The organism is Bacillus sp. M6-12, from assembly GCF_002860285.1.
GTDB lineage: Bacteria > Bacillota > Bacilli > Bacillales > DSM-1321 > Peribacillus.
In genome coordinates this window covers 197,710-219,534 of sequence record NZ_PGVF01000003.1, presented here as the reverse complement: position 1 = coordinate 219,534, position 21,825 = coordinate 197,710, and the positions used below count along the sequence as shown (strand labels likewise).

Genomic DNA, 21,825 nt, shown 5'->3' with positions numbered 1-21,825 from the left:
AGAGATACATTCCAAGCCTGCCCTAAGAATCGGCCAGTTTGGCCTATTTTAGCTGAGTAATTTCTGCCAATATTTCATAGGAATGGAGGCGGGCCTTATGATCGTAAACCTGGGCGATTGCCATGATTTCATCGGCTTGACTTTCATCCAGAAACTTTTCCAGCTTTTCTTTTACGGTTTGAGGACTGCCGACAATCGAAGTTCCTAATTGATTCTCAAGGGCAGCTATTTCATAGTCACTCGCTATATCATTAATATTATCCACTGGCGGCAGCAATGGGGCTTCCTTCCCGCGCATCAGATTCAAGAACTGCTGCTGCAATGTTGTAGCGAGCCGCTCAGCTTCTTGATCTGTGTCGGCCGCAATGATGTTTAGCCCTGCCATTGCATGCGGCTTGTCCAGTACTTTTGAAGGCTTAAACGAACGGCGGTACAGCTGAATAGCCGGCAGTGTGTTATGCGGCGAGAAATGGCTCGCAAATGCAAACGGCAGTCCAAGCTCTCCTGCCAGCTGGGCACTGTATCCGCTTGAACCTAACAGCCAAATAGGTATGTTTAATCCCTCACCCGGAATTGCTTTAACATGACTATATCCTTGTGCCGGGGAAGGGTCAAAGTAATTCCGGAGCTCAGCCAGCTGCTCAGGGAATTCTTCTCCTGAACTTCTCAAGTCACGTCTTAATGCACGTGCGGTAAGCTGATCAGTGCCTGGTGCACGGCCCAAGCCAAGATCAATACGTCCTGGATATAATGATTCCAGAGTACCAAATTGCTCAGCAATAACAAGAGGTGCATGATTCGGCAGCATAATGCCGCCTGAACCTACCCTGATTTTTGATGTACCTGCTGCAACATGGGAAATGACTACCGATGTTGCAGAGCTTGCGATAAATGGCATATTATGATGCTCAGCGAGCCAATATCGGTTATACCCCAGCTTTTCAGCGAGCCGGGCGAGCTCTAAAGTATTGCGAAAAGAATCTGCCGGCGTACTTCCATCTGCAATTGGAGAGAGATCCAGGACCGAGAATGGAATTTCCGTAATTTGTTTTGTATTATTTTCAGACATATAGCTCATCTTCTTTCTTTAAAAATTTCGTTTCCATCCTATTAAAGAATTTACAGGTTGTTTTCTTTGTCTTCTTTTACTGCTTCAATCTAAATAACATTAATTTAACTGGTTTAATATCTGCAGAAAATACATCCTTTATTAGACTGGACACTGTTTACTTTACTGCAGCCTGAGCAAGAATTTCATAAGAGCGCAGCCGTGCCTTATGATCAAAAATCTCTGTATGAGCCATAATTTCATCAGCGTCAGTCTTTTCTATTAACTCATGGAGCTGCTGCTTCACAGCTTCAGGGTCCCCGATAATGGAAGTGAAAAGCTGTTCTTCCACCGCCCTGCGTTCATTATCGTTCCAAAGCTCGTCCATATTATCAACAGGAGGCAAAATGGGTGAAGGCTGTCCGCGGGTTAACAAAAGAAATTTTTGATACATCGAAGTAGCAAGCCTTTGTGCCTCCTGTTTCTCATCAGCAGCCACCACTTGAACGGCTAACAGTACATAAGGCTCCTCCAAAAATTGAGACGGACGAAAATAATCCCGGTACAGTTTGATGGCCTCCATCATGTTAGCTGGAGCAAAATGTCCCGCGAAAGAGAAGGGTAACCCAAGTATTCCAGCCAATTGTGCACTATAAAGCCCAGAACCTAACAGCCAAATTGGCACATTTGTTTTTTCGCCGGGAATGGCGTGAAAACTAAATGAACCATTCTTAGTGGCTGTTCCAGTACCATAAAGATATGCGATAAGCTCTTGAAGCCGGGCATCAAATTCAGGTTCACCAGCAACCCGCTGCCGCAATACATTTGCAGTATATTGGTCGGTGCCAGGTGCCCGCCCCAATCCAAGGTCGATCCGGCCAGGGAAGAAGGTTTCTAATGTTCCAAATTGCTCAGCTACGGAAAGAGGAGAATAATGGGAAAGCAGCATTGCGCCTGATCCAATACGCATTTTTTCCGTGACAGAGGCTACTCGTCCAATTACGATCGGGGATGCTGAACTCGCCATTCCTGCCCAATTATGATGTTCAGCAAGCCAAAACCGTTTATATCCCCAATGCTCTGTTTTCTTTGCTAGATCAAGCGTGTTTTGAAGGGAAAGTTCGGCTGATCCTCCCTCGACAATAGGGGAGGGATCTAGTACTGAAAGTTCTATTTTCTTAGTCATAATTCATCCTCCTTTTATACTCTTGTACCATTATGGGTTGGAAAGTAGGGTAAAACAAATTCTCCAAGTTCCTGGATTACTTCCTCTGGAGGGCGATTGGAAAAATACAGAACAAACGCCAAATGGTTGACACCAATCGCTTGAAATTGATGAAGTAGATCTACTAAATGGTTCCTTCCCACGGAATAGCCTAACGGTATGGGGACAGGCATTTCATCGGGATTTTCCACTAAATCGATGAACAAGCTTTGAGAGAAGGGTTTAAAATCTCCTGGAGCATGAACTTCAGTTAAAGCACGATAATCCTTGATAAGCTGCGCCTGTTGATTAATGCTCCTTGGGTATTGAAGCCACCCATCCCCATTCCTTGCTATCCAATTAATAGACTGATTGCTAAATCCTGTCACCATGGTCGGAATCGAAGATACAGGCTTTGGGATTAACCTCATATCTGTACCATCAATAAGCCCTCTGTTGCTGTGGATTGTCGGCTGATCCTCTTTTAACAGCCGGTCGAGAATTTCGAAATTTTCTTTAAATAACGGACCGCTTTCTTGCTTAGATATCCCTAAAGCTGTAAAGTCTTTTTCTCTGTCCCCTGATGCGACTCCCATAATCAATCGACCTGGAAACAATTGATCGATTGATGCAGCTTCCTTGGCTACCCTGACGGGGTGGCGCAAAGGTAGAACCACACTTCCTGTCACTAACGCAATGTGCTTCGTATAGGCAGCAAGATACGTCAAATAAATCCATAAATCGTACTTTTGGCCGTTATCATCAATATTCAAATTCTGCATCGTAATATCACGGAGCCATAATGATGCAAAGCCATATTCCTCAATTTTACGGGCAAGCTCCAGCTGATTCTCCATAATCGGATTTTTAGACATCCTGGCAGTCGGGAGGACAAATCCGAGTGTCATTTTGTCTTTCTGGTACATGCTTTGATAGGCACGATGATTTTGAAAACTCACTCTTGTTCCTCCTTAAAAGGTTATATTTTTAAGCCTATATACTTTTCAAACTGTTTAATGGTTTTCTCATTGCGTCGATAATAAGTCCATTGTCCGATTCGTTTCATTTCGACCAGCCCGCTTTGCAATAGGATAGACAAATACTGGGAGGTAGTGGACTGTGATAGTCCTACTTTGCTGCGAATATCACTAACACAAACCCCGCCATCAAAGTCTTTTTCTTTGATGACATGGGCTTGCGGGGAAAAATTATTTTCAGGTTCTTTCAACATTTGCAGAATATTTACTCTTATTTGATTTGACAGAGCTTTGAAAATTTCAACTGCCTGTTCGTCATTTATCATATTTGATTCCCGATTCAACGCTGCCCGCCCCTTTCTGATCTTATTAAAATCTGTTTTACCTGGAATGAGAATAAACTAATTGAACAAAAGGATATTGATAATTTGCGATATCTCTATATTATTCCTTTATACTTCAAAATCAAATTTTATGCTTTAGACAGGGCTGGGAAACGGCATTAAAGGAACTCCATAAAATAGCTTAGAGAACAGGTGGGGGGGAGATGAGGATTATTTTCCCCATCTTTTAAATGGTTTGGGTTAGGAATAAAGCTTTGAAAAATCAAGACATTAAAAGGATAGGGGAAGAACCTTCTTTTGAAGAGGATGTTATTGATTGAAGGGGAATGGAAGGGTAAATGAAATACTTGGTCAAGGACATGCTATCCAGATTTTTGTGCTACCTTTATATACAATTCACCAGATTCAAAAAAGTATTCCTGGCAATTTCCTGTTGAATTTAAATTCACATCAAGACCAAAAGGATGTTTCATAATTAAAGGTCTATTATTCATATAAAACGCAGGGAGAAGAATAGCAAGAGTATCCTGGGAAAGATTCTATTGAATGTGTGTTCTGCGTCTAATAGTAAAAGTGAAATGATCAAATATAAAATGTAATTTTCATCTTTCGTGAACTACTTGCGATACCTGTAGAATAAAAAACATACGTGAACGAACATGATATAAATATAATTAATTTATTTGAAGGAGAGTTAAACATGGCTGATATGAAAATAAATGTGAATGCTGTTTGGGATGGTGGAGTAAAAGGCAATGGAGCCCTTAAAGCAGAGTATCTTGATACAAAAATCGCTATTCCTGCATTTTTAGGAGGTAGTGGCAACGGAGCAAATCCAAAAGAGATTCTTGTTTCTTCGGTAACTACTTGTTTTACAGCAAGTCTTACGTTTGTACTTGCAAGCAGAAACTTGCCTATTGCTGAACTTACAGTGAACTCAGAGGCAAATATATCTGATAATGAATTTAAAATTATCCATTATCCTCACATCGTTTTATCTAAAGATTCAACAGAAGAACAAATTCAATCCGCACAAAGAGCGATGGAAGCAGCAGATAAAGGGTGCGAAGTCGGAAATTTATTGAAAAAAGCAGATGTTAAAATTGAAATTCAAGGTAAAGTTTCTATGAAATAAACTGATTCATGCAAAGATGTAGAAATTTATTTTTAGACCTTTTAAATAAAACGGTGTTTTAAATGTAAGGCGGCGATTATGCTGCCTTTTTTATGTGAGGAAACAACTAAAATTGCGCATGAAGAACTAGTAGTAAACATTCCGCTTTTACATTCCAAATAACATCGTGGCTTATATTGAGGGGGTTATAATAATATCGAGTAAATTTTTCTTGACTTCATAAACTGTAAATATTAATATTACAGTAATTCCTTTTGAACAGGAAGAAATCATTTTGAAAAGCGGCTTTTAAAATAGTTTAGTTTGTTAGGGACATTTACCAGAGCATTGCTTCGTAATGTCTATACTGTAAACTATTTTATTACAGTAGGTTTTACAAAAACAAACTGTAACTTTTGATATTACATTAAAAGGGGGCAATTTTGTATTTTTTGTAAACATTTAAAAATACTTTTATTAAAATTATAAGAATGAATTGGAGGATATAATAATGGCTATTTCACACGTAACAGATCAAACATTTGGCACTGAAATTAAAGAGGGATTAGTTTTAGCGGATTTTTGGGCACCATGGTGTGGTCCTTGTAAAATGATTGCACCTGTATTGGAGGAAATCGATGGTGAAATGGGTGACAAAGTTAAAATTGTAAAGCTTAATGTAGATGAAAATGCAGGAACAGTAGGGGAATTTGGAGTCATGAGCATTCCAACGCTGATTCTTTTCAAAGACGGAGTCGCAGTAGATAAGGTTATCGGATTCTCTCCAAAAGAAGCTTTGACAGACATAATTTCAAATCATATGTAATACAGACTTTTCAGAATAAGAGGATGAATTTATATCTGAGTATATAAACCATTCTCATTGCCAGACCTTCACCGGTTGCACGTTGGAAGTTCTTCAGCTGTTTCTTTTCGCAATACACTAGAACTTGCACAGCTCGCTGAAATTGTTAACAGCCACAGGTAAAAATACGAATATATGAAAAAGTGTTAGCAACAAATCTTTATGAGGAGGAAAAAATAATGAGTAAAAAAGCACTCTTAATTATACCGCCAGAGCGTTTTAATGAAGATGAGTTATTCAAACCAAAAGAAGAACTTGAAAATGCAGGAGTCGAAATAACTATTGCCAGCACCGTGGCAGGTGAAATTATTGGTGATTATGGTGGGAAAGCAACTGCTTCGGTTATCTTTTCAGAATTATCGCCCACAGAATTTGATGTTGTTTCAGTAATTGGAGGATCTGGTACAAATGATCATCTATGGGGAAATCAAGAATTACAGGACTTTTTGAAGCAAGCTTACAATGAGAAAGTTCTTGTAACAGGAATTTGTGCAGGGGCTGTTACAGTTGCTAAAACTGGTTTGCTTTCTGGAAGAGAAGCAACTTGCTATCCAGTAGATGTTCAAAAGAACGAATTGATAGCTGCTGACGTTAAATATGTTGAACAACACGTTGTTGCCCATGGTGATATTATTACTGGCGATGGTCCACAAGGTGCGGAAGAGTTTGGAAAAGCCCTTGTTAAAGCATTACGTTAGTTCTACATTTTAGTTGGATAGAGTGTGGTTCGGAAGTAAATTTCGAACCCGCCGATTCCATTAAATTATAAGCATTTTTGTGAGAATAATAAGTTTTTGAAATTCAAGGAGGGTTTAGTTTGGGTAAAAAAATTGCTGCACTTATCACCAATTTATTTGAGGATGTTGAATTTACAGAACCTGCAGTAGCCTTCAAAGAAGCTGGTCATCAAGTGATTACAATTGATAAACATGCAGGAAATGAAGTAACTGGTAAAAAAGGCGCAACCGTAAAAATTGAAAAAGCCATAGATGAAGTTAATCCTGCAGACTTTGATGCTTTGCTTATTCCAGGTGGTTTCTCCCCTGATTTACTACGTGAAGATGACCGCTTTGGTCAATTCGCGAAAGAATTTATCCAAGAAGGCAAACCTGTTTTTGCCATTTGCCATGGACCACAAGTATTGATCGATACAGACCTATTAAAAGGCGTCGACATAACTGGTTTCAAATCTATTCGTAATGATTTAAAAAATGCAGGGGCTAACTACAAAGATGAAGAAGTTGTGGTAAGCAATAATATTGTGACTAGCCGTATTCCAGATGATATCCCGGCATTCAATCGTGAAGCGCTAAAACTATTAGCAAAATAAAATAATTTAGCGTTGGTTTATATTATTTTCACTAAAAGCAGTATGTAATATTGTTTTCAGATACAACCTAAAAAGAATTTTTTAAGGAGGATTCATACAATGTCATTAAAAGGAAAACGTGTGGTCGTAATAGGAGGTACTTCTGGTATCGGATTATCCGCAGCAAAGGCATTTCTTGATGAATCTGCTCAAGTCATTATTGCAAGTCGTTCTGATGCAAAACTATCGGAGGCAAAGAATCTACTTGGTGGTAATGTGGAAGCATACAATATTGATTTTCGCAGTGAAGAAAAACTAGCTGACTTTTTTAAAATGGTAGGGAATTTTGATCACCTTGTCGTTACGGCAGGTGAAGGTGCAATGGGTCATTTTAGTGACTTACCTGTTGCGGATGTTAGAGAAGCGTTTGATAGTAAGTTTTGGGGGCAATACTTAACCGTTCATGCTGCTATTCCGTATTTAAATGATACCAGTTCTATCACATTGACCTCTGGTGTTTATGGAATCCGTCCACCACAGGGGGCAAGTACACTTGCTTCAATCAATTCAGCGATCGATGGATTGGTTAGGGGGCTTTCAGTAGACCTGGCCCCTATACGGGTAAATGTTGTTTCACCTGGTATCGTAGACACCCCACTTTACGGAGGGATGACTGACGAGCAAAGACAAAATTTATACAGCAATATTGCACAGCAGCTGCCTGTTAATCGCGTGGCACAGCCTGAAGACATTGCTGAGGCCTATGTGTACTTAGTGAAAAATGGTTTTACAACTGGTACTGCTCTTCTTATTGATGGCGGAGCTCACTTGGTGTAAGTGTGCATTATTATGTTATTTTTGTGGCTATACTACAACAATGTATAGCCACATTCATTTTTTAAGTAATAATCCAATTTTTCAATAAATGGCAATAATTGTAGAATGGCAGTTCTTACAAAAACAAGGTGAGATATGAAAGGAATGATGAAAATGAGTTTACGTGACCAAGAAAAAATATCGAGTTTTAAGGATTCACTTGAAAAACGTGCAGTTACTTTACCTGATGGGACTTTACTTCCAAGCATTGGTCAAGGAACATGGTACATGGGTGAAAATCCTGAATCGAAAAACAAAGAAATCAAAGCTTTGCAACTTGGAATAGAACTAGGCATGAAGCTAATCGATACGGCTGAAATGTACGGAAATGGCGATTCCGAACGTTTAGTTGGTGAGGCAATCAAGGGGCGCAGAGATAAAGTTTTTTTAGTATCGAAAGTATATCCTCATCATGCCGGGTTAGATTCGATTGAAACCGCATGTGAAAATAGTTTAAAACGACTAGGAACGGATCATCTTGATTTGTATCTTTTACACTGGAGAGGTCGTGTTCCTTTGGCAGAAACGATTGAAGGAATGGAGAGACTGCGCAAGGATGGTAAAATTGTAAGATGGGGAGTTTCTAATTTTGATACAGATGATATGAAAGAGTTGTGGGATACTGCTAACGGAAAAAAATGTGTGACAAATCAAGTATTATATCATCTAGGTTCTAGAGGAATTGATTATGATCTCCTGCCATGGCAACAGGAACATAACATGCCAATTATGGCCTATAGTCCCCTGGCCCAGGGAGGGAGCTTAAGAAGACAATTACTAAGCGATCCAACCATCATTGAGATTGCAGAAAAATACAATGTGCAGCCATTACAAATTGCTCTTGCGTGGACCATTCGTTCGAACAACGTAATTGCAATCCCAAAAGCTGTTCAGGAAGAACATGTTTTAGCCAATGCTCAAGCTGCTACTATTCAATTGACCATAGAAGATCTGAACAGACTTGACAAGGTTTTTCCAAAACCAACAAGAAAAATACCTTTGGATATTATATAAAATGAATGGGGACATAGGATCTGCACTCTTTTCCTGGGAAAACCTGCCAATGTCCCTTCTCAAACTCTGATTTGTCAACAGAGTCCTAAGGTACATTTCTTCACATGCTTTCCCCTTTTTGGCTCCTCAAATTATATCCAATCTTAGGTGAGATCCGCAGTTTATTGCCTCGCAGACTTTACACATTTTCGAACGTGGAATGGCAAAAAACAGCCAATTAATATTATTTCGGAAGGAGGAAGAAAGTGATGATCGAAGTATTCGTTACAGTTAATTTTAAAGATAAAAATTTTCAAACCAATGTCATTGTAAATAAAGAAATGACATGGGAAAAAATTAAACAGTTAGCAGAAGAACAAGTCAAAAAACAATGGGATTTTTAAACTTACTTATACAAAAATTTCAAAACACGCAAATTTGTTTACGCACCTTTTAGGAAGAGAAGCTGATTCGTAAAGCTTTATAGGACGTTTGGGATTCCTTATTCATGGTTAAGGATTGATATAACACTTCTAATTAGATACTTGACAAGATAAACTGTAATAATTATTATTACACTATGAAGATTTATTTTAAAAAAGATGAAGAAGCTATATGTAAAGCAAAAAGGTGATTAGCTGTGCTGATTTCTAAGGAGGCAGTCCATGAATAGTGATTTTACACTTGCCATTCATAGTTTAACTTATCTTGCGTTGCAGCCGGACCGTATGTCAACAAGTGATGGCATCTCAGAGAGTGCTGGTGTCCACCCGGTACGCATTCGTAAAGTGCTAAGCTTGTTAAAAAAACATGGATTTATAAAATCAAAAGAAGGAACCGGCGGCGGATTTCTTTTTAATCTAGAACTGAGTGAAGTTAATCTTTGGGATATATATATGATAACCTCTGAAGGTGCTTTGCAGCCTAAGTGTCCTGATTCAAATGAAAAGTGTATTGTAGGAGCGAATATGAAAAATGTATTATTTTCAATTTTCTTAGGTGCGGAAGAACATTTGGGTGAATATTTAAAGAACTATACAATAAAAGAAGTGGTCGATCTGGTAAATCAAGAACAAAACAGCAGCTGTGACTGATGGCCGTGGACTTCTTTTTATTAAATGTAATAAAAAACATTACAGTTTTTCTAGGTGATTGATGACTGTAGGTTCTTTCTTGATTACATTCATAAAATAACTTAAGAAGGTGAAAAAGAATGTTGACGAATGGTAATCCCGTTTTGAAAACAGGTGATTGGATTAAGGGAAAATCAGGGGATGGGGAATTAATAATTGGTTATATTGAGTCAATGAGTATTGTGGATGGAGTTGTTAAAGTAACAGTTGCAAAGAGTGACAATCTTAAAACGCTTGGCAAAACAATTCCGATTTTAAGTAAAAATGTTAGGAAACTGCCACTTTCTAAGGCGATAAACAAGGAACAAATTCTATTTCTAATAGACTTGGCATTATCAACGGGGGATGAAGCATGGTTTATTGAGCTTTCTTCCAAGTTAAACTCAATCAATCAGCTTGTTGATGGAGTACATTAAAACTTATACCAATTATAAATAGATTTTTCAAACTGGTTTCAACACGACAGTTGAACAGATTGTCGAAACTGCCCATGAAACCGCAAGCATTGTGAGGCGGTTAAGAAAATAAATCTTTTAAAGTATGTTTACACGGAAAGTGGAGGGTGAAAGAATTGGCAACAAAGGATCCAAAAAATATAAGAGTTGTTGTTGGAATGTCTGGTGGTGTCGACTCATCGGTTGCAGCCCTTCTGTTAAAACAGCAAGGCTATGATGTTATCGGTATTTTTATGAAAAACTGGGACGATACAGATGAAAATGGAGTTTGTACGGCTACTGAAGATTACGATGATGTCATTCGCGTCTGCAATCAAATAGGAATTCCATACTATGCTGTTAATTTTGAAAAACAATATTGGGACCGGGTTTTTAGTTATTTTTTAGAGGAATATAAAGGTGGCCGAACACCTAATCCAGACGTCATGTGTAACAAAGAAATTAAATTTAAAGCCTTTTTAGATCATGCGATTAACCTTGGAGCTGACTATGTGGCAACAGGTCATTATGCTCGGGTTGTTTATCGTGATGGGGAATATAAAATGCTTCGGGGGATGGATCAAAATAAAGACCAGACCTATTTTCTTAACCAATTATCACAGGAACAGCTCAGCAAAGTACTGTTCCCGATAGGAGAACTTGAGAAATCCAAAGTTCGTGAAATTGCCATGGAAGCAGGCCTTGCGACTGCAGCGAAAAAAGACAGTACCGGAATTTGCTTCATTGGCGAGCGGAATTTTAAAGATTTCTTAAGCAATTATCTTCCTGCTAAAAATGGGAAAATGGAAACCTTTGATGGTGAAGTTAAGGGTACGCATGATGGATTAATGTATCATACTATTGGCCAGCGCCATGGACTGGGAATTGGCGGTTCAGGTGAACCCTGGTTTGCGATAGGAAAAGATTTAAAACGTAATGTTCTTTATGTTGGACAAGGGTTTCATCATGAAAAACTATATTCTGATTCCATTATCGCCGACAAAATCAGCTGGGTATCCAATATAGAGAAACCACAGGAATTTGAATGCACAGCTAAATTCCGTTATCGTCAAGAAGATCATAAAGTGACTGTCCGGCTTTTGGAAAATGATCAAGTACAGGTGCTTTTCCATCAGCCAATAAGAGCGATTACACCAGGACAATCGGCTGTATTCTATCTAGGAGAAGAATGCCTTGGCGGTGGCACAATTGAAAAAGTATTCAAAAATGGTGAAAGACTTACCTATGTTGGGTAATACTGGGGGCTGACTCAAAAGGTCGTTAAAGACGACTTTATTGAGTCAGTTTTTTTCTTTCATTTATCTTTTTGGCTATTTGGAATGATTTAGAGATGTTCCTTCCTCTTTTATTTCGTTAATTTTGTTGTTTTTTGAGTAGCTGTTTCCCACTTTTTCAATTGTGGCAATACAAATAAGACCCCATTTTTGGAAAGGCCTAAACAGTATGGTATAAACAATCAAAAAGCTGATTATTATATAGTTCTGGTAATATAGTTAATTTTAAACTGAGCATAAAATAAAAATTATATGCATTTTATATGGGATTTAGCTGCAAAGTTCGAGGAAGAAGTGGACTATATGTCAAAGTTAATACATAGAAAAATCGTTGGGGAAGCAAAGGGCTGCTTCCCCTACACTTTAGACAGTGAATCCGTCAGTTTCAGGACAATTAGCAATGTCAGCTTCGGGACATTGTAGAACTTCATTAACAGTAAAGGTTAATTAAACAGGATTCCTTAAAGATTGATAACAATCATGTTTATAGTATAATACTCCTGGGTAGTTTATACTGTATGAGTGTTGTTAACTTTACATATGAATTTTTCTGCTTGGTAGTTTGCTTGTTAAGAAAGGGAATTACATACATTTGCTTTAGAAAAATACAAATGAAACGTAATTGAATGATTTTCAATTATTAAAGGTGAACAGAATGAAATTTAGAAACGAATTATACATTTTAGTTGTTTTATTAACAGGCTTTATATCATTTTCTTATATGCTGTATGCGAAAAGTTTGATTGAAGCAGATGATATTTTCAGCGTGGGTCTGGAAGGGATTACTTTTTTAAGTATTTTGTTTTTCTTGATGCTTACCATTAAGATGAAGGCTCAAAAGCTGCTTGTACTGGGCTGTCTTTTTGTCTCGATTGGATCCGTTTTAAATATATTGGATGTCATTGAAGGGATAGAGCTTCCCGGTTTTATCGATGTTTACATAGAGAATGGACTATTTAGCATCGGAATTGCCATGTGCAGCATTGGGGTGTTTATTCTATTAAATAAAGAAAATGAAATGAAGAGGAAGCTGAAACACCAGGCGACTCATGATTCGTTAACGAATTTGCCTAACTGGTATATGATCAATGATTATCTTGCTGGTGCTCTTGCCCGGTGCCAAAAAAGCAACAAGGAGCTTGCTGTAATGTTCCTTGACCTGGACCGGTTTAAATTCGTGAATGATACGAAAGGCCACAAGGCTGGAGACCTGGTCCTGAAAAAAGTGGCAGAGAGGTTAGCTGCCAGCGTAAGAGATGGACATGTCGTTGCGCGAAAAAGCGGGGATGAATTTATTATTGTCTTGGAAGATGCTGATAAAGCCTCTGTTATCGCAACAGCAAAACGAGTACTGAAATCATTTAAAGAGCCGTTCTTCGATACTAATGAAGAAGTTTTTATTTCAACAAGCATTGGGATCAGCTTATTCCCTCAGGACGGAAATACGCCGGATACACTCATTCATAAAGCAGACAAAGCCATGTATATGGCCAAAAAGCAGGGTAAGAATAATTTTCAGTTTGTCAAAACTGAATCTGATAAAGCTCTCACCCGAAAGGTCCAGCTCGAATCAGCATTGAGAAAAGCAATTCAAAATGATGAGCTGATGCTGCATTATCAGCCGCAACTGGAGCTGAAAACCGGAAAACTAAAAGGAGTGGAAGCATTGCTCCGCTGGAACCACCCGGTATTCGGATCTATTTCCCCAATGGAGTTCATTCCGATCGCTGAGGAAACAGGTATTATTGTCCAGATTGGGGAATGGGTGATTGATGAGGCGTGCAGGCAAAATCGAATATGGCAGGACGAGGGATTTACTCCGATAAGAATTGCGGTCAATGTTTCAGCTCTCCAGTTTCAAAACAGCCGATTAATCAAGAATATCAGACAAACTCTTGAAAACTATGAGCTGGATCCTGAACTCCTAGAGCTGGAAATTACAGAAAGTGTCATGCATGATTTGGAAGACACTTTTCATATCTTTGCAGATTTAAAGGAAATCGGCGTTAAAATATCCATTGATGATTTTGGAACAGGCTATTCGTCATTGAGTGTGCTGCATAAGCTGACAATGGATTATGTGAAGATAGATAAGTCCTTTGTCCAGGAAATTTGGACAAGTCCAACCTCGGCAACATTGGTAAAAACCATCATTGATATTGGCTCCACTATGAACTTCAAGCTGATTGCCGAAGGGATAGAGGATGAGGATCAGGCCAAATTCCTGGAGGATAACGGCTGCCACTTGGGACAGGGATACTATTATAGCCGGCCTCTCCCAACGGAGGAAATAGAAGTATTTATGAAGGAACAAATGAAGGAAAATTCTAAACAGATTTCAGATGTAGCAGGGTAGAATTTGCTGACAATCTTCCCTGCAAATGAGCAGGAAATTAGCTTACACCACAAAAATCGGCAGGCTCACGGGCCTGCCGATTTTTTTCTATTAAGCTTCTAATTCTTCCGTCTTAAAGCGTTTGCTTTTTGAAAATAGGAAGGTGATCAATGCTGTTAGAATAATAGTCATGATGTTTCCAGTGAAATATACGCCCCAATATTCAGGGAAAACGGATAAGAAAGAGAAGAGTCCGCCTACACCGATTGATGAGGCTTTTACATCAAAGTATGCTAAGAAACCGCTGCCGACAGCGCTTGCAAGCATGACTGCAATAAATGGATAGCGGTACCGTAAGTTTACTCCATAAATAGCTGGTTCCGTTATTCCTAGCCATGCTGAGAAGGAGGAAGTAAAGGCAACGTTTTTCATTTTCTTATTCTTCAGGATAAAGAACATCGTTAAAGCTGCAGTACCTTGTGCCAATGTAACTGTATCACCGATTGGCCACAATGTAACATAGCCGAGACTTCCTGCCATTTGCAGGTTAACACCTAGGAATAAGTGATGCATTCCTGTAATTACAAGCAGCGGAGAAATAAAGGCATATAAAGCACCCGCGAAAACAGGAGCAACATCAAATAAGTAAACTACTCCGTCTGTAATCCAGTTTGCACCTGTCATAGTTAGAGGTCCAATGATTGCAAACGTTAAGAACGCAGTGAGCAAAAGGGCAATAGGTGAGACAACGATCAATTGTATAGCATCAGGTATTCTCTTTTTAAGGAAAATTTCAATCTGAGCCAGAATATAGGCAGCAACTAAAACCGGAAGGACTTGTCCTTGATAACCAACCTGTTGGACTTTAAAGCCTAATACATCCCAATATTTAACCTTGCTTGGATCAGCCGCAAAATCGTAAGCGGACATAAGTGCCGGATGAACTAAAATTAACCCTAAAACAATCCCTAATACTGGATTTCCGCCGAACTTCTTGACGGCAGACCACCCGATTAATGCAGGAAGGAATGTAAATGCCGCATTGGCTACTAGATTAATAATTTGTTCAATCCCAGCAATGCCAGTATGTACTTCAATAACAGACTTCTCATAAAAAAGGCCGGGATTTGCTAATAGATTGTTTAAGCCCATTAATAGACCGGAAGCTACAATGGCTGGAAGGATAGGGATAAAGATATCAGCCAGCGTTCTGACCGCTTTTTGGACAATGCTTCCTTTAGCACGAGCCGTTTCTTTTACTTCAGCCATGGAACTTTCTTTAATGCCGGCCTGGCTGATAAATTCGCCATATACCTTTTCAACTAAACCAGGACCGATAATAACCTGAAACTGGCCGCTTGCAAAGAAGGTCCCCTTAACAATATCAAGGCTTTCAATGCTTTTAACATCTGCTTTATCCTTGTCCTTAAGCACTAGACGCAGACGGGTTACACAGTGGGATGCGCTTTCAATATTGTCCGCACCGCCTATATAACTAATAATCTGGGAAACGCTTTCTTTCAATTCAGACATGATGGACACCTCTTCGCTGTTTTAACTTGTATATACAAGAGCTACAATATTCCAAATTGTAAGCCTTGTCAAGACCTAATTGAAAACCTTTACTTTCTTGACTAATCTTCATACTATGTTAAATTAGGAGTATCAACTTGTATATACATATTTTTGTTAAAGGAGTTTTTTCAAAGTGAATTTAACAGATATTCCGTTCAGTTATTACGGTTCTTATATGTCGATAAATTATCAAAAAAAGACTGGCGATTCAGGATTGTTTCTGAATAGTTTAAGAGGCAAGTCCAAAAGCCATATGAATGTAATGAAGATCGTTCCATTAAAAAATAATGAGCCTGTTGAGTACCAGTATGAAGCCGACTATACAAAAATTTCCTTAAAATTCCTTGGAGGGGAAATTACCATCAGCTTTGATGGAGATTCTCGCATTGTAGTAAAAGGAAACGGGGAAGACGTTGGACTGCGCTTTGATACACAGCCTGTTTATAATTTTGAATATAATTTCCTGGTCGGTAAAAAAGGGGAAGAATATGCTATTATCAACAGCTATAAAAACTTAACAAAATTCCTGATCTACAGCACCGAGGGCAAAATCTCGCTGAATCAGGATATACAGTATGATTCAACCGGAAGTTCAGATAAAGCAAATAACTCATCCATCATTGACATAAAACCGGAGAATGGGGAAGAGTTTTTATGCTTGATCCAAGATATCCCTACAAACGCAGCTATACCGGAGAAGACTGTATTTGATATAGATCGTATTCAAGCTGAATCAAAACAGAGCCTGCAGGATTATTATTCTAAAATTCCTGCTGCTGAAGAAAAGTATCAAGAAGCGCTTATGCTTGCGGCCTATACAACTTGGTCTACTTTCGTAAAGCCTGAAGGAAATTTAAAAAGATATACGATGTATTGTTCGAATAAAAATTTTCCGGGTGCATGGAGCTGGGACCATTGTTTCAACGCATTAGGTCTTGCCGGTGTGGATAATGATTTAGCCTGGGATCAAATGGCCGTTCTTTTCGACCACCAGGATGAGCTGGGGCAGATTCCTGGCTCAGTCAGTGATTCAACCATCCGCTGGAATTTTTGCAAACCGCCTGTTCATGGTTATTTCTTCGGAAAGATGATGGAGAAAATGCCTTTTTCAGAAGAACAATTACAATTAACGTATCAATACATTGAAAAACAAATTAATTTTTACTTAAAATACAAAGATTCCAACGGTGATGGCATTTGTGAATATCACCACGGAAACGACTCCGGCCAGGACAACAGCACTGTTTTCAGTAAGCCGGTTGTAGTCAACAGCCCGGATTTAACTGCTTTTATCATCAAAGGTATGGATCTGTTGGCGCTTGTCGCCGGAAAATTGAACAAAAATGACGAGCAAAAGCATTGGACAGAAAAAGCCGACAAGCTGACTGAGCTGTTCTGTGAATACTTCATAATGAATGATCTGCCGGTTGCCAAACAAACGCTAAATGATGAAATCATCCCAAGCAATGGTGTGCTGCCGTTCGTGAGTCTTGTTTTAGGAAAAAGGCTGCCCGATCAGATCAGACAAAAAATGATAGATGCTGTAACAAGTGACCGCTTTTTAACAAAGTGGGGAATTGCCACTGAAGCAATAGACAGCCCTGATTATGAAGCGGATGCTTACTGGCGCGGACCAATCTGGGCCCCATCCACATTATTGTTTGTAGAAGCACTAAAAGATTGCGGTGAACATGAATTAGCAGCCGACATCGCCGGCCGGTTCTGTGAAATGGCCCGCTTAAACGGCTTCCCTGAAAACTACGAAGCCACTACCGGCAGAGCGCTTAGAGACAAGTCCTTTACATGGACCGCAAGCACATTTGTTCATTTTGTTTCCCAAAAAATAAAATAAATATGTGAAAGAGCCACACTACTACGATACTTTAAAGGTTTCCGTATTCGGGTGCTTTCTTCATAAATGGTATAAGAACTGACGTGTGAATTGTCGCACGTCAGTTTCCTTATTTATCAGGGTTTTTTAAACCTTTTTAAAGGACTGGTGCTTTTATTACGGCCATAGCTGCGGCAGTCCTTTTTTTGTGTCGTTTACCAATTTTGAGCATAGCATGACAGTAATTCACATAAGGAGTAGATGATTATATGTCAGATGGAGTTGCAGCTGGTGCTGGTTATGGATTTGGTGGCGGATTGGCTTTAATAGTCGTGTTGTTTATCCTATTAATTATTATAGGAGCAAGTTTTTGTGGTGGAAATGGAGGGTATGGTCCAGTTTCTCCGTCGTACGGGTACGGATGCTATTGTTAAGTAAAATAGCCTTTCAATAGGATATTTTGCATAATAACCGTAATTCTTCTCTTACATGTTTATCGGGGGCAAATGTTAAGACAAGAATAAAAGTATTGATTATCTCTATTACGTAAAACCTCATGTTTGGGAAACCGATATGGTTTTTCTCATCATAATAACCGCAGCTCGAGCTGCGGTTATTATATACCTGATTTCGGTTATAGAGCATATCGCGAACAAGGGCAAGGAGAAAAGGGAGTTTAGCGCCCTCTCCAGTCAAATAAATCCCCAATGGAACATTTCCCGAAAATATATAATGATAGTAAAAAGGATAATGCAACTAAAAACGGTCCCCTGACAAACTCTAGGTCAAAATTTCATTATCAGAAAAACGGAATGAAAGCCAGGCTGACGATTGCTCCAAGTGCTATGCCTTCGGCGAATCCAAAGCCCCATCCGTATCCATACCCACCAAAGTTTTTGCCTAATAGACGAAGATAAACTCTGTCTCTAGTAACCCGATGGATGATTCCCGGATGCCTACGTCCGTCACACATTCTAATTTCAACAGTCCTTCCAACGCCACGGGTGCAATACTGTGATAATGCGAAACTGACATTTAAAACTACACCTCAATATTAAAACTCACTAATAGGGTATGTCCTAACTTTTTATTTGAGTGGATGAATACTACACAAAGAAGTAGCGGAAAAGTCTCTTTGGAGGCAAATTTTTCTACAAGATAGATGTGCGCTAATTTTCCTGATAGGTGCGTATCTCATTTTATGGATTTATAAGACAAAGCACATATGAAGTGATGTAACACGTTGGAGCCGGACAAGGAGAGTTGGCACAAGATTAGAAAATATTTATTAAGGTATTGGATCGGGGACCTTAAGAATTTCAGAAAGGATTAAAATTATGGTTCTGCAGAAAGAAATATAATCAAGCGCATTTGAATCGGTGTTTAAAGATATGCAAAATGATTACTGAAATAATGGTGTTAACATTAACAACTTATTGCCTGTTGAAACGAGTTTACTTACATCCATCATCTAAGAATACATTTATTTAGTGCTAATTCCTAAATAGTTGCATTAGTTAGTACTAAAGGCAAAAATGTGTTAGGTTTAAATAAAAATTGAGAGGGTATTGGGAAGTATTGTCTGCAACAGGAGGGTAATAGGATGAGCATAAAAGCAATAGTTAAATTGCAGTTAAAAAAGGAATCCAATTAGATTATGGCAGGAACACTTAGGAAAGGAAGATGTGTATGACTAGTACTCTGATTAAAGATTCATTAGTATCTCGTTACAAGGGAGTCCGTTTGTTCACTGAGCAAATTGTCCAACCGCTGGTAGTTGAGGATTTTATCATTCAGGCTAACGCCGATAGCAGCCCGCCTAAATGGCATATAGCGCATACAACATGGTTTTTTGAACGATTTATATTAAAAGAGTATAAAAAAGATTATCAGGAACTTAATCCTTATTTTGATTATCTTTTCAACTCTTATTATGAAACGATTGGACCATTCCATCCTCGTCATAAGCGAGGTGTATTAGCAAGACCGAGTGTTGAAGAGGTGTTTACATATCGAAAATATGTGGATGAAAACATTGTTCAGCTATTGGAAAATAGCAGTGATAACGTAATTGAGGAAATAAAAGGTTTAATAGAAATAGGTATGCAGCATGAACAACAGCACCAAGAACTACTTATAACTGACATCAAGTATAATTTTTCCCAGAATCCATTGTATCCGGTATATTCCCCTATGAAACAAAGTAAGAATGAACAAAAACCTATGTTATTTATAAAATTTAAAGGTGGATTAATGGAAATAGGACATAGTGGGGAAGACTTTTCTTTTGATAATGAGAGACCAAGACATAAAATTTGGTTAGAGCCATTTACACTTGCTAATCGACCTGTTACAAATCTTGAATATTTATTGTTTATGGAGGACGGTGGCTATAAGAAACCTCAATTCTGGCTATCCGACGGCTGGGCAGCTGTAAAGAAGTTTGGCTGGGAATCACCACTGTATTGGAGACAAGAAAATAAACAGTGGACTCAATTTACTCTATCAGGGGAAAAACTATTAAATCTAGATGAACCTGTATGCCACGTTAGTTTTTACGAAGCAAATGCATATGCCAGATGGGCGGGAAAGAGGCTTCCCACAGAAGCGGAGTGGGAGGTTGCAGCAGAGAGTGTGGTAACTCAAGGGAATTTTGCAGAAAATCAGTATTATCATCCAGTATCGGCTGCATTAGAGGAACAGGAAGCGCTTTTTAAAATGTTTGGTGACGTTTGGGAATGGACCAGTAGTGCTTATGCACCCTATCCCGGAAGCAAACCTTTAGAGGGGGCATTAGGAGAGTATAACGCCAAATTCATGTGTAATCAGATGGTGCTGCGAGGGGGATCTTGTGCAACCCCATCTTCCCATATACGAACTACTTATCGTAACTTTTTCCAACCAGAAAAGCGCTGGCAATTCACTGGAATACGTTTAGCGGAAGATTTATGATAAGGACCAGAATCCTGCAAAAATGAACCGGATATCACAGAAGAGCCTTCGGAAGAACAGTGATAAACTCTTATTTAAGCAGCTGCCATGCAGCTGCTTTTTACTGTCAACGTTTTTAGTGAGAGGTATCTTCACCCCTATTTATAAAAACCGCTTCCTTGCGATTATATAGCCAATTCCTAACATAAAAGCATTATTTATCAATCCTAACCCTACTAACAAAGGTTCGTTTGCTAATAATACAACCAGCATATTTAATAATTCCATTAGTGTAGCACTGAGTGCTTTCATTATTCTAAAAAAATAAGAACCAAGTTCACCTTTAGTATGAAGATAATACGATCCAACTAAGAGAAAGGCCATTAATATGAAGAAAGAAACGCGGATTGTACGACGAATTTTATAGACAGAATCGCTACGCATTCTAGCCATGATCGATCCCCCAACTCATATGATTACTAAGAATTTATCATACATTTTGCCAGAATTTTGTTGGATTTTGTTGTAGCTCATCCTCGATTTACAAACCTAAATTGCAACTGGCAGCCGCTATGCTTTTATGGACCGGGTACATATAGACGGTAAAATACTACAGCAGAAAAAGACATCACCGCCCGTTTTTTCCCAGAGACGACATCATTGATTATGGCCAGAAACCGAAGTACCCATGTACGTTTTGCCCTTACAGTTAAAGGGAACAATAAATTGGCATGCAATTTCGAATGGAGGAATTTAAAATGGGTAAAACAATTTTCATTACTGGTGCAGGCACCGGGCTCGGCAGAGGTGCAGCAATTGGTCTGGCCAAAAAAGGCCATCGGGTTATTGCCACTACTGAGCTGACTTCTCAAAAAACCGACCTTCTGCGGGAATCAAATGACCTGGAACTGGATATAGAGGTGATTAAAGTCGATATTACGAACCCTTTGGATCTCAAACAGATTGAGAAGTATGATTTTGACGTATTCGTTGCAAATGCGGCCATTAATGAACGAGGGCCGCTCGGGGAAGTGCCAATGGCCCGGTTTCGGGCACTTTTTGAGGTAAATGTTTTCGCAACCTTGGAAACAGCCCAGATAGCTGCACGGAAGATGGTTGAAAAGGGAAGCGGAAAAAGCGTCTTTATGAGTTCAATTGCTGGAATTTTGGCATCTCCATATGGCGGTCCATATGCCGCTACAAAGCACGCGATTGAAGCAATTGCCCATACCCTGCAGTTGGAACTTCACGGGTTTGGAGTAAAAGTTGCCACCATTAACCCTGGTGCCTTCAAGACAGGATTTAATGATCGGGCGGCAGAAGAGCTATGGAAATGGTACGAAGAAGACAAAAACTTTACGAGAAAAGAGGATATAAAAAAGGCGGAAGAGGGGTTAAAGAACCAGTTTGACCCGGAAGATATGATTGCAAAAATGGTAGAAATAATCCCAGCAGACCATCATAAATTCCGAACCGCCTATCCTCAGCAAACGGAGAAACAGATGAAGCAAGAAGAACAAAAGTGGTGGGAGATGGACATATAAGAGAGATACCATCAGAT

Annotated in this window: 22 protein-coding genes; 15 read left to right on the top strand and 7 right to left on the bottom strand. The window is 39.0% G+C overall.

What is annotated here, in order from left to right; translation table 11 throughout:
* Nucleotides 1-43 precede the first annotated feature (43 nt).
* The 4 genes from CVD28_RS06085 to CVD28_RS06070 all read right to left on the bottom strand — a co-directional run bounded on the left by CVD28_RS06085 (nt 44) and on the right by CVD28_RS06070 (nt 3,555).
* Complete coding sequence (locus CVD28_RS06085; RefSeq protein WP_101591476.1) at nt 44-1,069, bottom strand: LLM class flavin-dependent oxidoreductase; 1,026 nt, start codon at nt 1,067-1,069, stop codon at nt 44-46.
* A gap of 157 nt (nt 1,070-1,226) precedes the next feature.
* Nucleotides 1,227-2,234 carry an LLM class flavin-dependent oxidoreductase gene (locus CVD28_RS06080; protein ID WP_101591475.1) on the bottom strand — a complete coding sequence of 336 codons (1,008 nt, stop codon included), beginning with the start codon at nt 2,232-2,234 and terminating at the stop codon, nt 1,227-1,229.
* A 14-nt stretch (nt 2,235-2,248) separates the two neighbouring features.
* Entirely contained in the window at nt 2,249-3,211 is a 963-nt protein-coding gene (locus tag CVD28_RS06075) for a TIGR03571 family LLM class oxidoreductase (protein WP_101591474.1), read from the bottom strand.
* A 20-nt stretch (nt 3,212-3,231) separates the two neighbouring features.
* Nucleotides 3,232-3,555 carry an ArsR/SmtB family transcription factor gene (locus CVD28_RS06070; RefSeq protein WP_101591574.1) on the bottom strand — a complete coding sequence of 108 codons (324 nt, stop codon included), beginning with the start codon at nt 3,553-3,555 and terminating at the stop codon, nt 3,232-3,234.
* Nucleotides 3,556-4,273: 718 nt separating this feature from the next.
* Between CVD28_RS06070 and CVD28_RS06065 the strand changes: the two genes are divergently transcribed.
* The 11 genes from CVD28_RS06065 to CVD28_RS06020 all read left to right on the top strand — a co-directional run bounded on the left by CVD28_RS06065 (nt 4,274) and on the right by CVD28_RS06020 (nt 13,948).
* Entirely contained in the window at nt 4,274-4,708 is a 435-nt protein-coding gene (locus CVD28_RS06065; RefSeq protein ID WP_101591473.1) for an OsmC family protein, read from the top strand.
* Between the two features lie 490 nt (nt 4,709-5,198).
* On the top strand, nt 5,199-5,513 hold the full coding sequence (gene trxA, locus CVD28_RS06060) for a thioredoxin (protein ID WP_101591472.1): 315 nt from the start codon (nt 5,199-5,201) through the stop codon (nt 5,511-5,513).
* A gap of 218 nt (nt 5,514-5,731) precedes the next feature.
* Nucleotides 5,732-6,250, top strand: a complete 519-nt coding sequence (locus tag CVD28_RS06055; protein ID WP_101591471.1) for a DJ-1/PfpI family protein — start codon at nt 5,732-5,734, stop codon at nt 6,248-6,250.
* Between the two features lie 119 nt (nt 6,251-6,369).
* Nucleotides 6,370-6,882 (top strand): type 1 glutamine amidotransferase domain-containing protein, encoded by a 513-nt coding sequence (locus CVD28_RS06050; protein WP_101591470.1) that lies wholly within the window; start codon nt 6,370-6,372, stop codon nt 6,880-6,882.
* 99 nt (nt 6,883-6,981) lie between these two features.
* Entirely contained in the window at nt 6,982-7,698 is a 717-nt protein-coding gene (locus CVD28_RS06045; protein WP_101591469.1) for an SDR family oxidoreductase, read from the top strand.
* 153 nt (nt 7,699-7,851) lie between these two features.
* Nucleotides 7,852-8,751, top strand: a complete 900-nt coding sequence (locus CVD28_RS06040; protein WP_101591573.1) for an aldo/keto reductase — start codon at nt 7,852-7,854, stop codon at nt 8,749-8,751.
* Between the two features lie 248 nt (nt 8,752-8,999).
* A complete protein-coding gene (locus CVD28_RS27465; RefSeq protein ID WP_142384735.1) occupies nt 9,000-9,134 on the top strand; it encodes a BA3454 family stress response protein in 135 nt (44 codons plus the stop codon).
* Between the two features lie 261 nt (nt 9,135-9,395).
* Nucleotides 9,396-9,824, top strand: coding sequence for an RrF2 family transcriptional regulator (locus CVD28_RS06035; RefSeq protein ID WP_101591468.1), 429 nt, complete (start codon nt 9,396-9,398; stop codon nt 9,822-9,824).
* A gap of 119 nt (nt 9,825-9,943) precedes the next feature.
* Nucleotides 9,944-10,279, top strand: a complete 336-nt coding sequence (locus tag CVD28_RS06030; RefSeq protein WP_101591467.1) for an IDEAL domain-containing protein — start codon at nt 9,944-9,946, stop codon at nt 10,277-10,279.
* A 155-nt stretch (nt 10,280-10,434) separates the two neighbouring features.
* Nucleotides 10,435-11,553 (top strand): tRNA 2-thiouridine(34) synthase MnmA, encoded by a 1,119-nt coding sequence (gene mnmA / locus CVD28_RS06025; protein WP_257985772.1) that lies wholly within the window; start codon nt 10,435-10,437, stop codon nt 11,551-11,553.
* A gap of 694 nt (nt 11,554-12,247) precedes the next feature.
* The gene (locus tag CVD28_RS06020) at nt 12,248-13,948 is read left to right on the top strand and encodes a putative bifunctional diguanylate cyclase/phosphodiesterase (RefSeq protein WP_101591466.1); all 1,701 of its coding nucleotides are present in this window, start codon (nt 12,248-12,250) and stop codon (nt 13,946-13,948) included.
* A 90-nt stretch (nt 13,949-14,038) separates the two neighbouring features.
* On the opposite strand, the gene CVD28_RS06015 is transcribed toward CVD28_RS06020, so the two are convergent.
* Nucleotides 14,039-15,460, bottom strand: a complete 1,422-nt coding sequence (locus tag CVD28_RS06015) for a PTS transporter subunit EIIC (RefSeq protein WP_180953994.1) — start codon at nt 15,458-15,460, stop codon at nt 14,039-14,041.
* 175 nt (nt 15,461-15,635) lie between these two features.
* Between CVD28_RS06015 and CVD28_RS06010 the strand changes: the two genes are divergently transcribed.
* Nucleotides 15,636-17,354: an amylo-alpha-1,6-glucosidase gene (locus CVD28_RS06010; protein WP_101591465.1), complete on the top strand. Its 1,719-nt coding sequence runs from the start codon at nt 15,636-15,638 to the stop codon at nt 17,352-17,354.
* A 248-nt stretch (nt 17,355-17,602) separates the two neighbouring features.
* On the top strand, nt 17,603-17,767 hold the full coding sequence (locus CVD28_RS29045) for a YjcZ family sporulation protein (RefSeq protein ID WP_101591464.1): 165 nt from the start codon (nt 17,603-17,605) through the stop codon (nt 17,765-17,767).
* Nucleotides 17,768-18,132: 365 nt separating this feature from the next.
* Here the strand turns inward: CVD28_RS29045 and CVD28_RS27920 are convergent, their stop codons facing one another.
* A complete protein-coding gene (locus CVD28_RS27920; RefSeq protein ID WP_180953992.1) occupies nt 18,133-18,306 on the bottom strand; it encodes a hypothetical protein in 174 nt (57 codons plus the stop codon).
* Nucleotides 18,307-19,022: 716 nt separating this feature from the next.
* On the opposite strand from CVD28_RS27920, the gene egtB reads away from it, so the two are divergent.
* Nucleotides 19,023-20,285, top strand: coding sequence for an ergothioneine biosynthesis protein EgtB (egtB, locus tag CVD28_RS05995; RefSeq protein ID WP_101591462.1), 1,263 nt, complete (start codon nt 19,023-19,025; stop codon nt 20,283-20,285).
* A gap of 141 nt (nt 20,286-20,426) precedes the next feature.
* Here the strand turns inward: egtB and CVD28_RS05990 are convergent, their stop codons facing one another.
* Complete coding sequence (locus CVD28_RS05990; RefSeq protein ID WP_101591461.1) at nt 20,427-20,717, bottom strand: hypothetical protein; 291 nt, start codon at nt 20,715-20,717, stop codon at nt 20,427-20,429.
* Between the two features lie 305 nt (nt 20,718-21,022).
* Here CVD28_RS05990 and CVD28_RS05985 point away from each other — a divergent pair, with 305 nt between their 5' ends.
* Nucleotides 21,023-21,808: an SDR family oxidoreductase gene (locus tag CVD28_RS05985; protein WP_101591460.1), complete on the top strand. Its 786-nt coding sequence runs from the start codon at nt 21,023-21,025 to the stop codon at nt 21,806-21,808.
* Nucleotides 21,809-21,825: the final 17 nt, after the last annotated feature.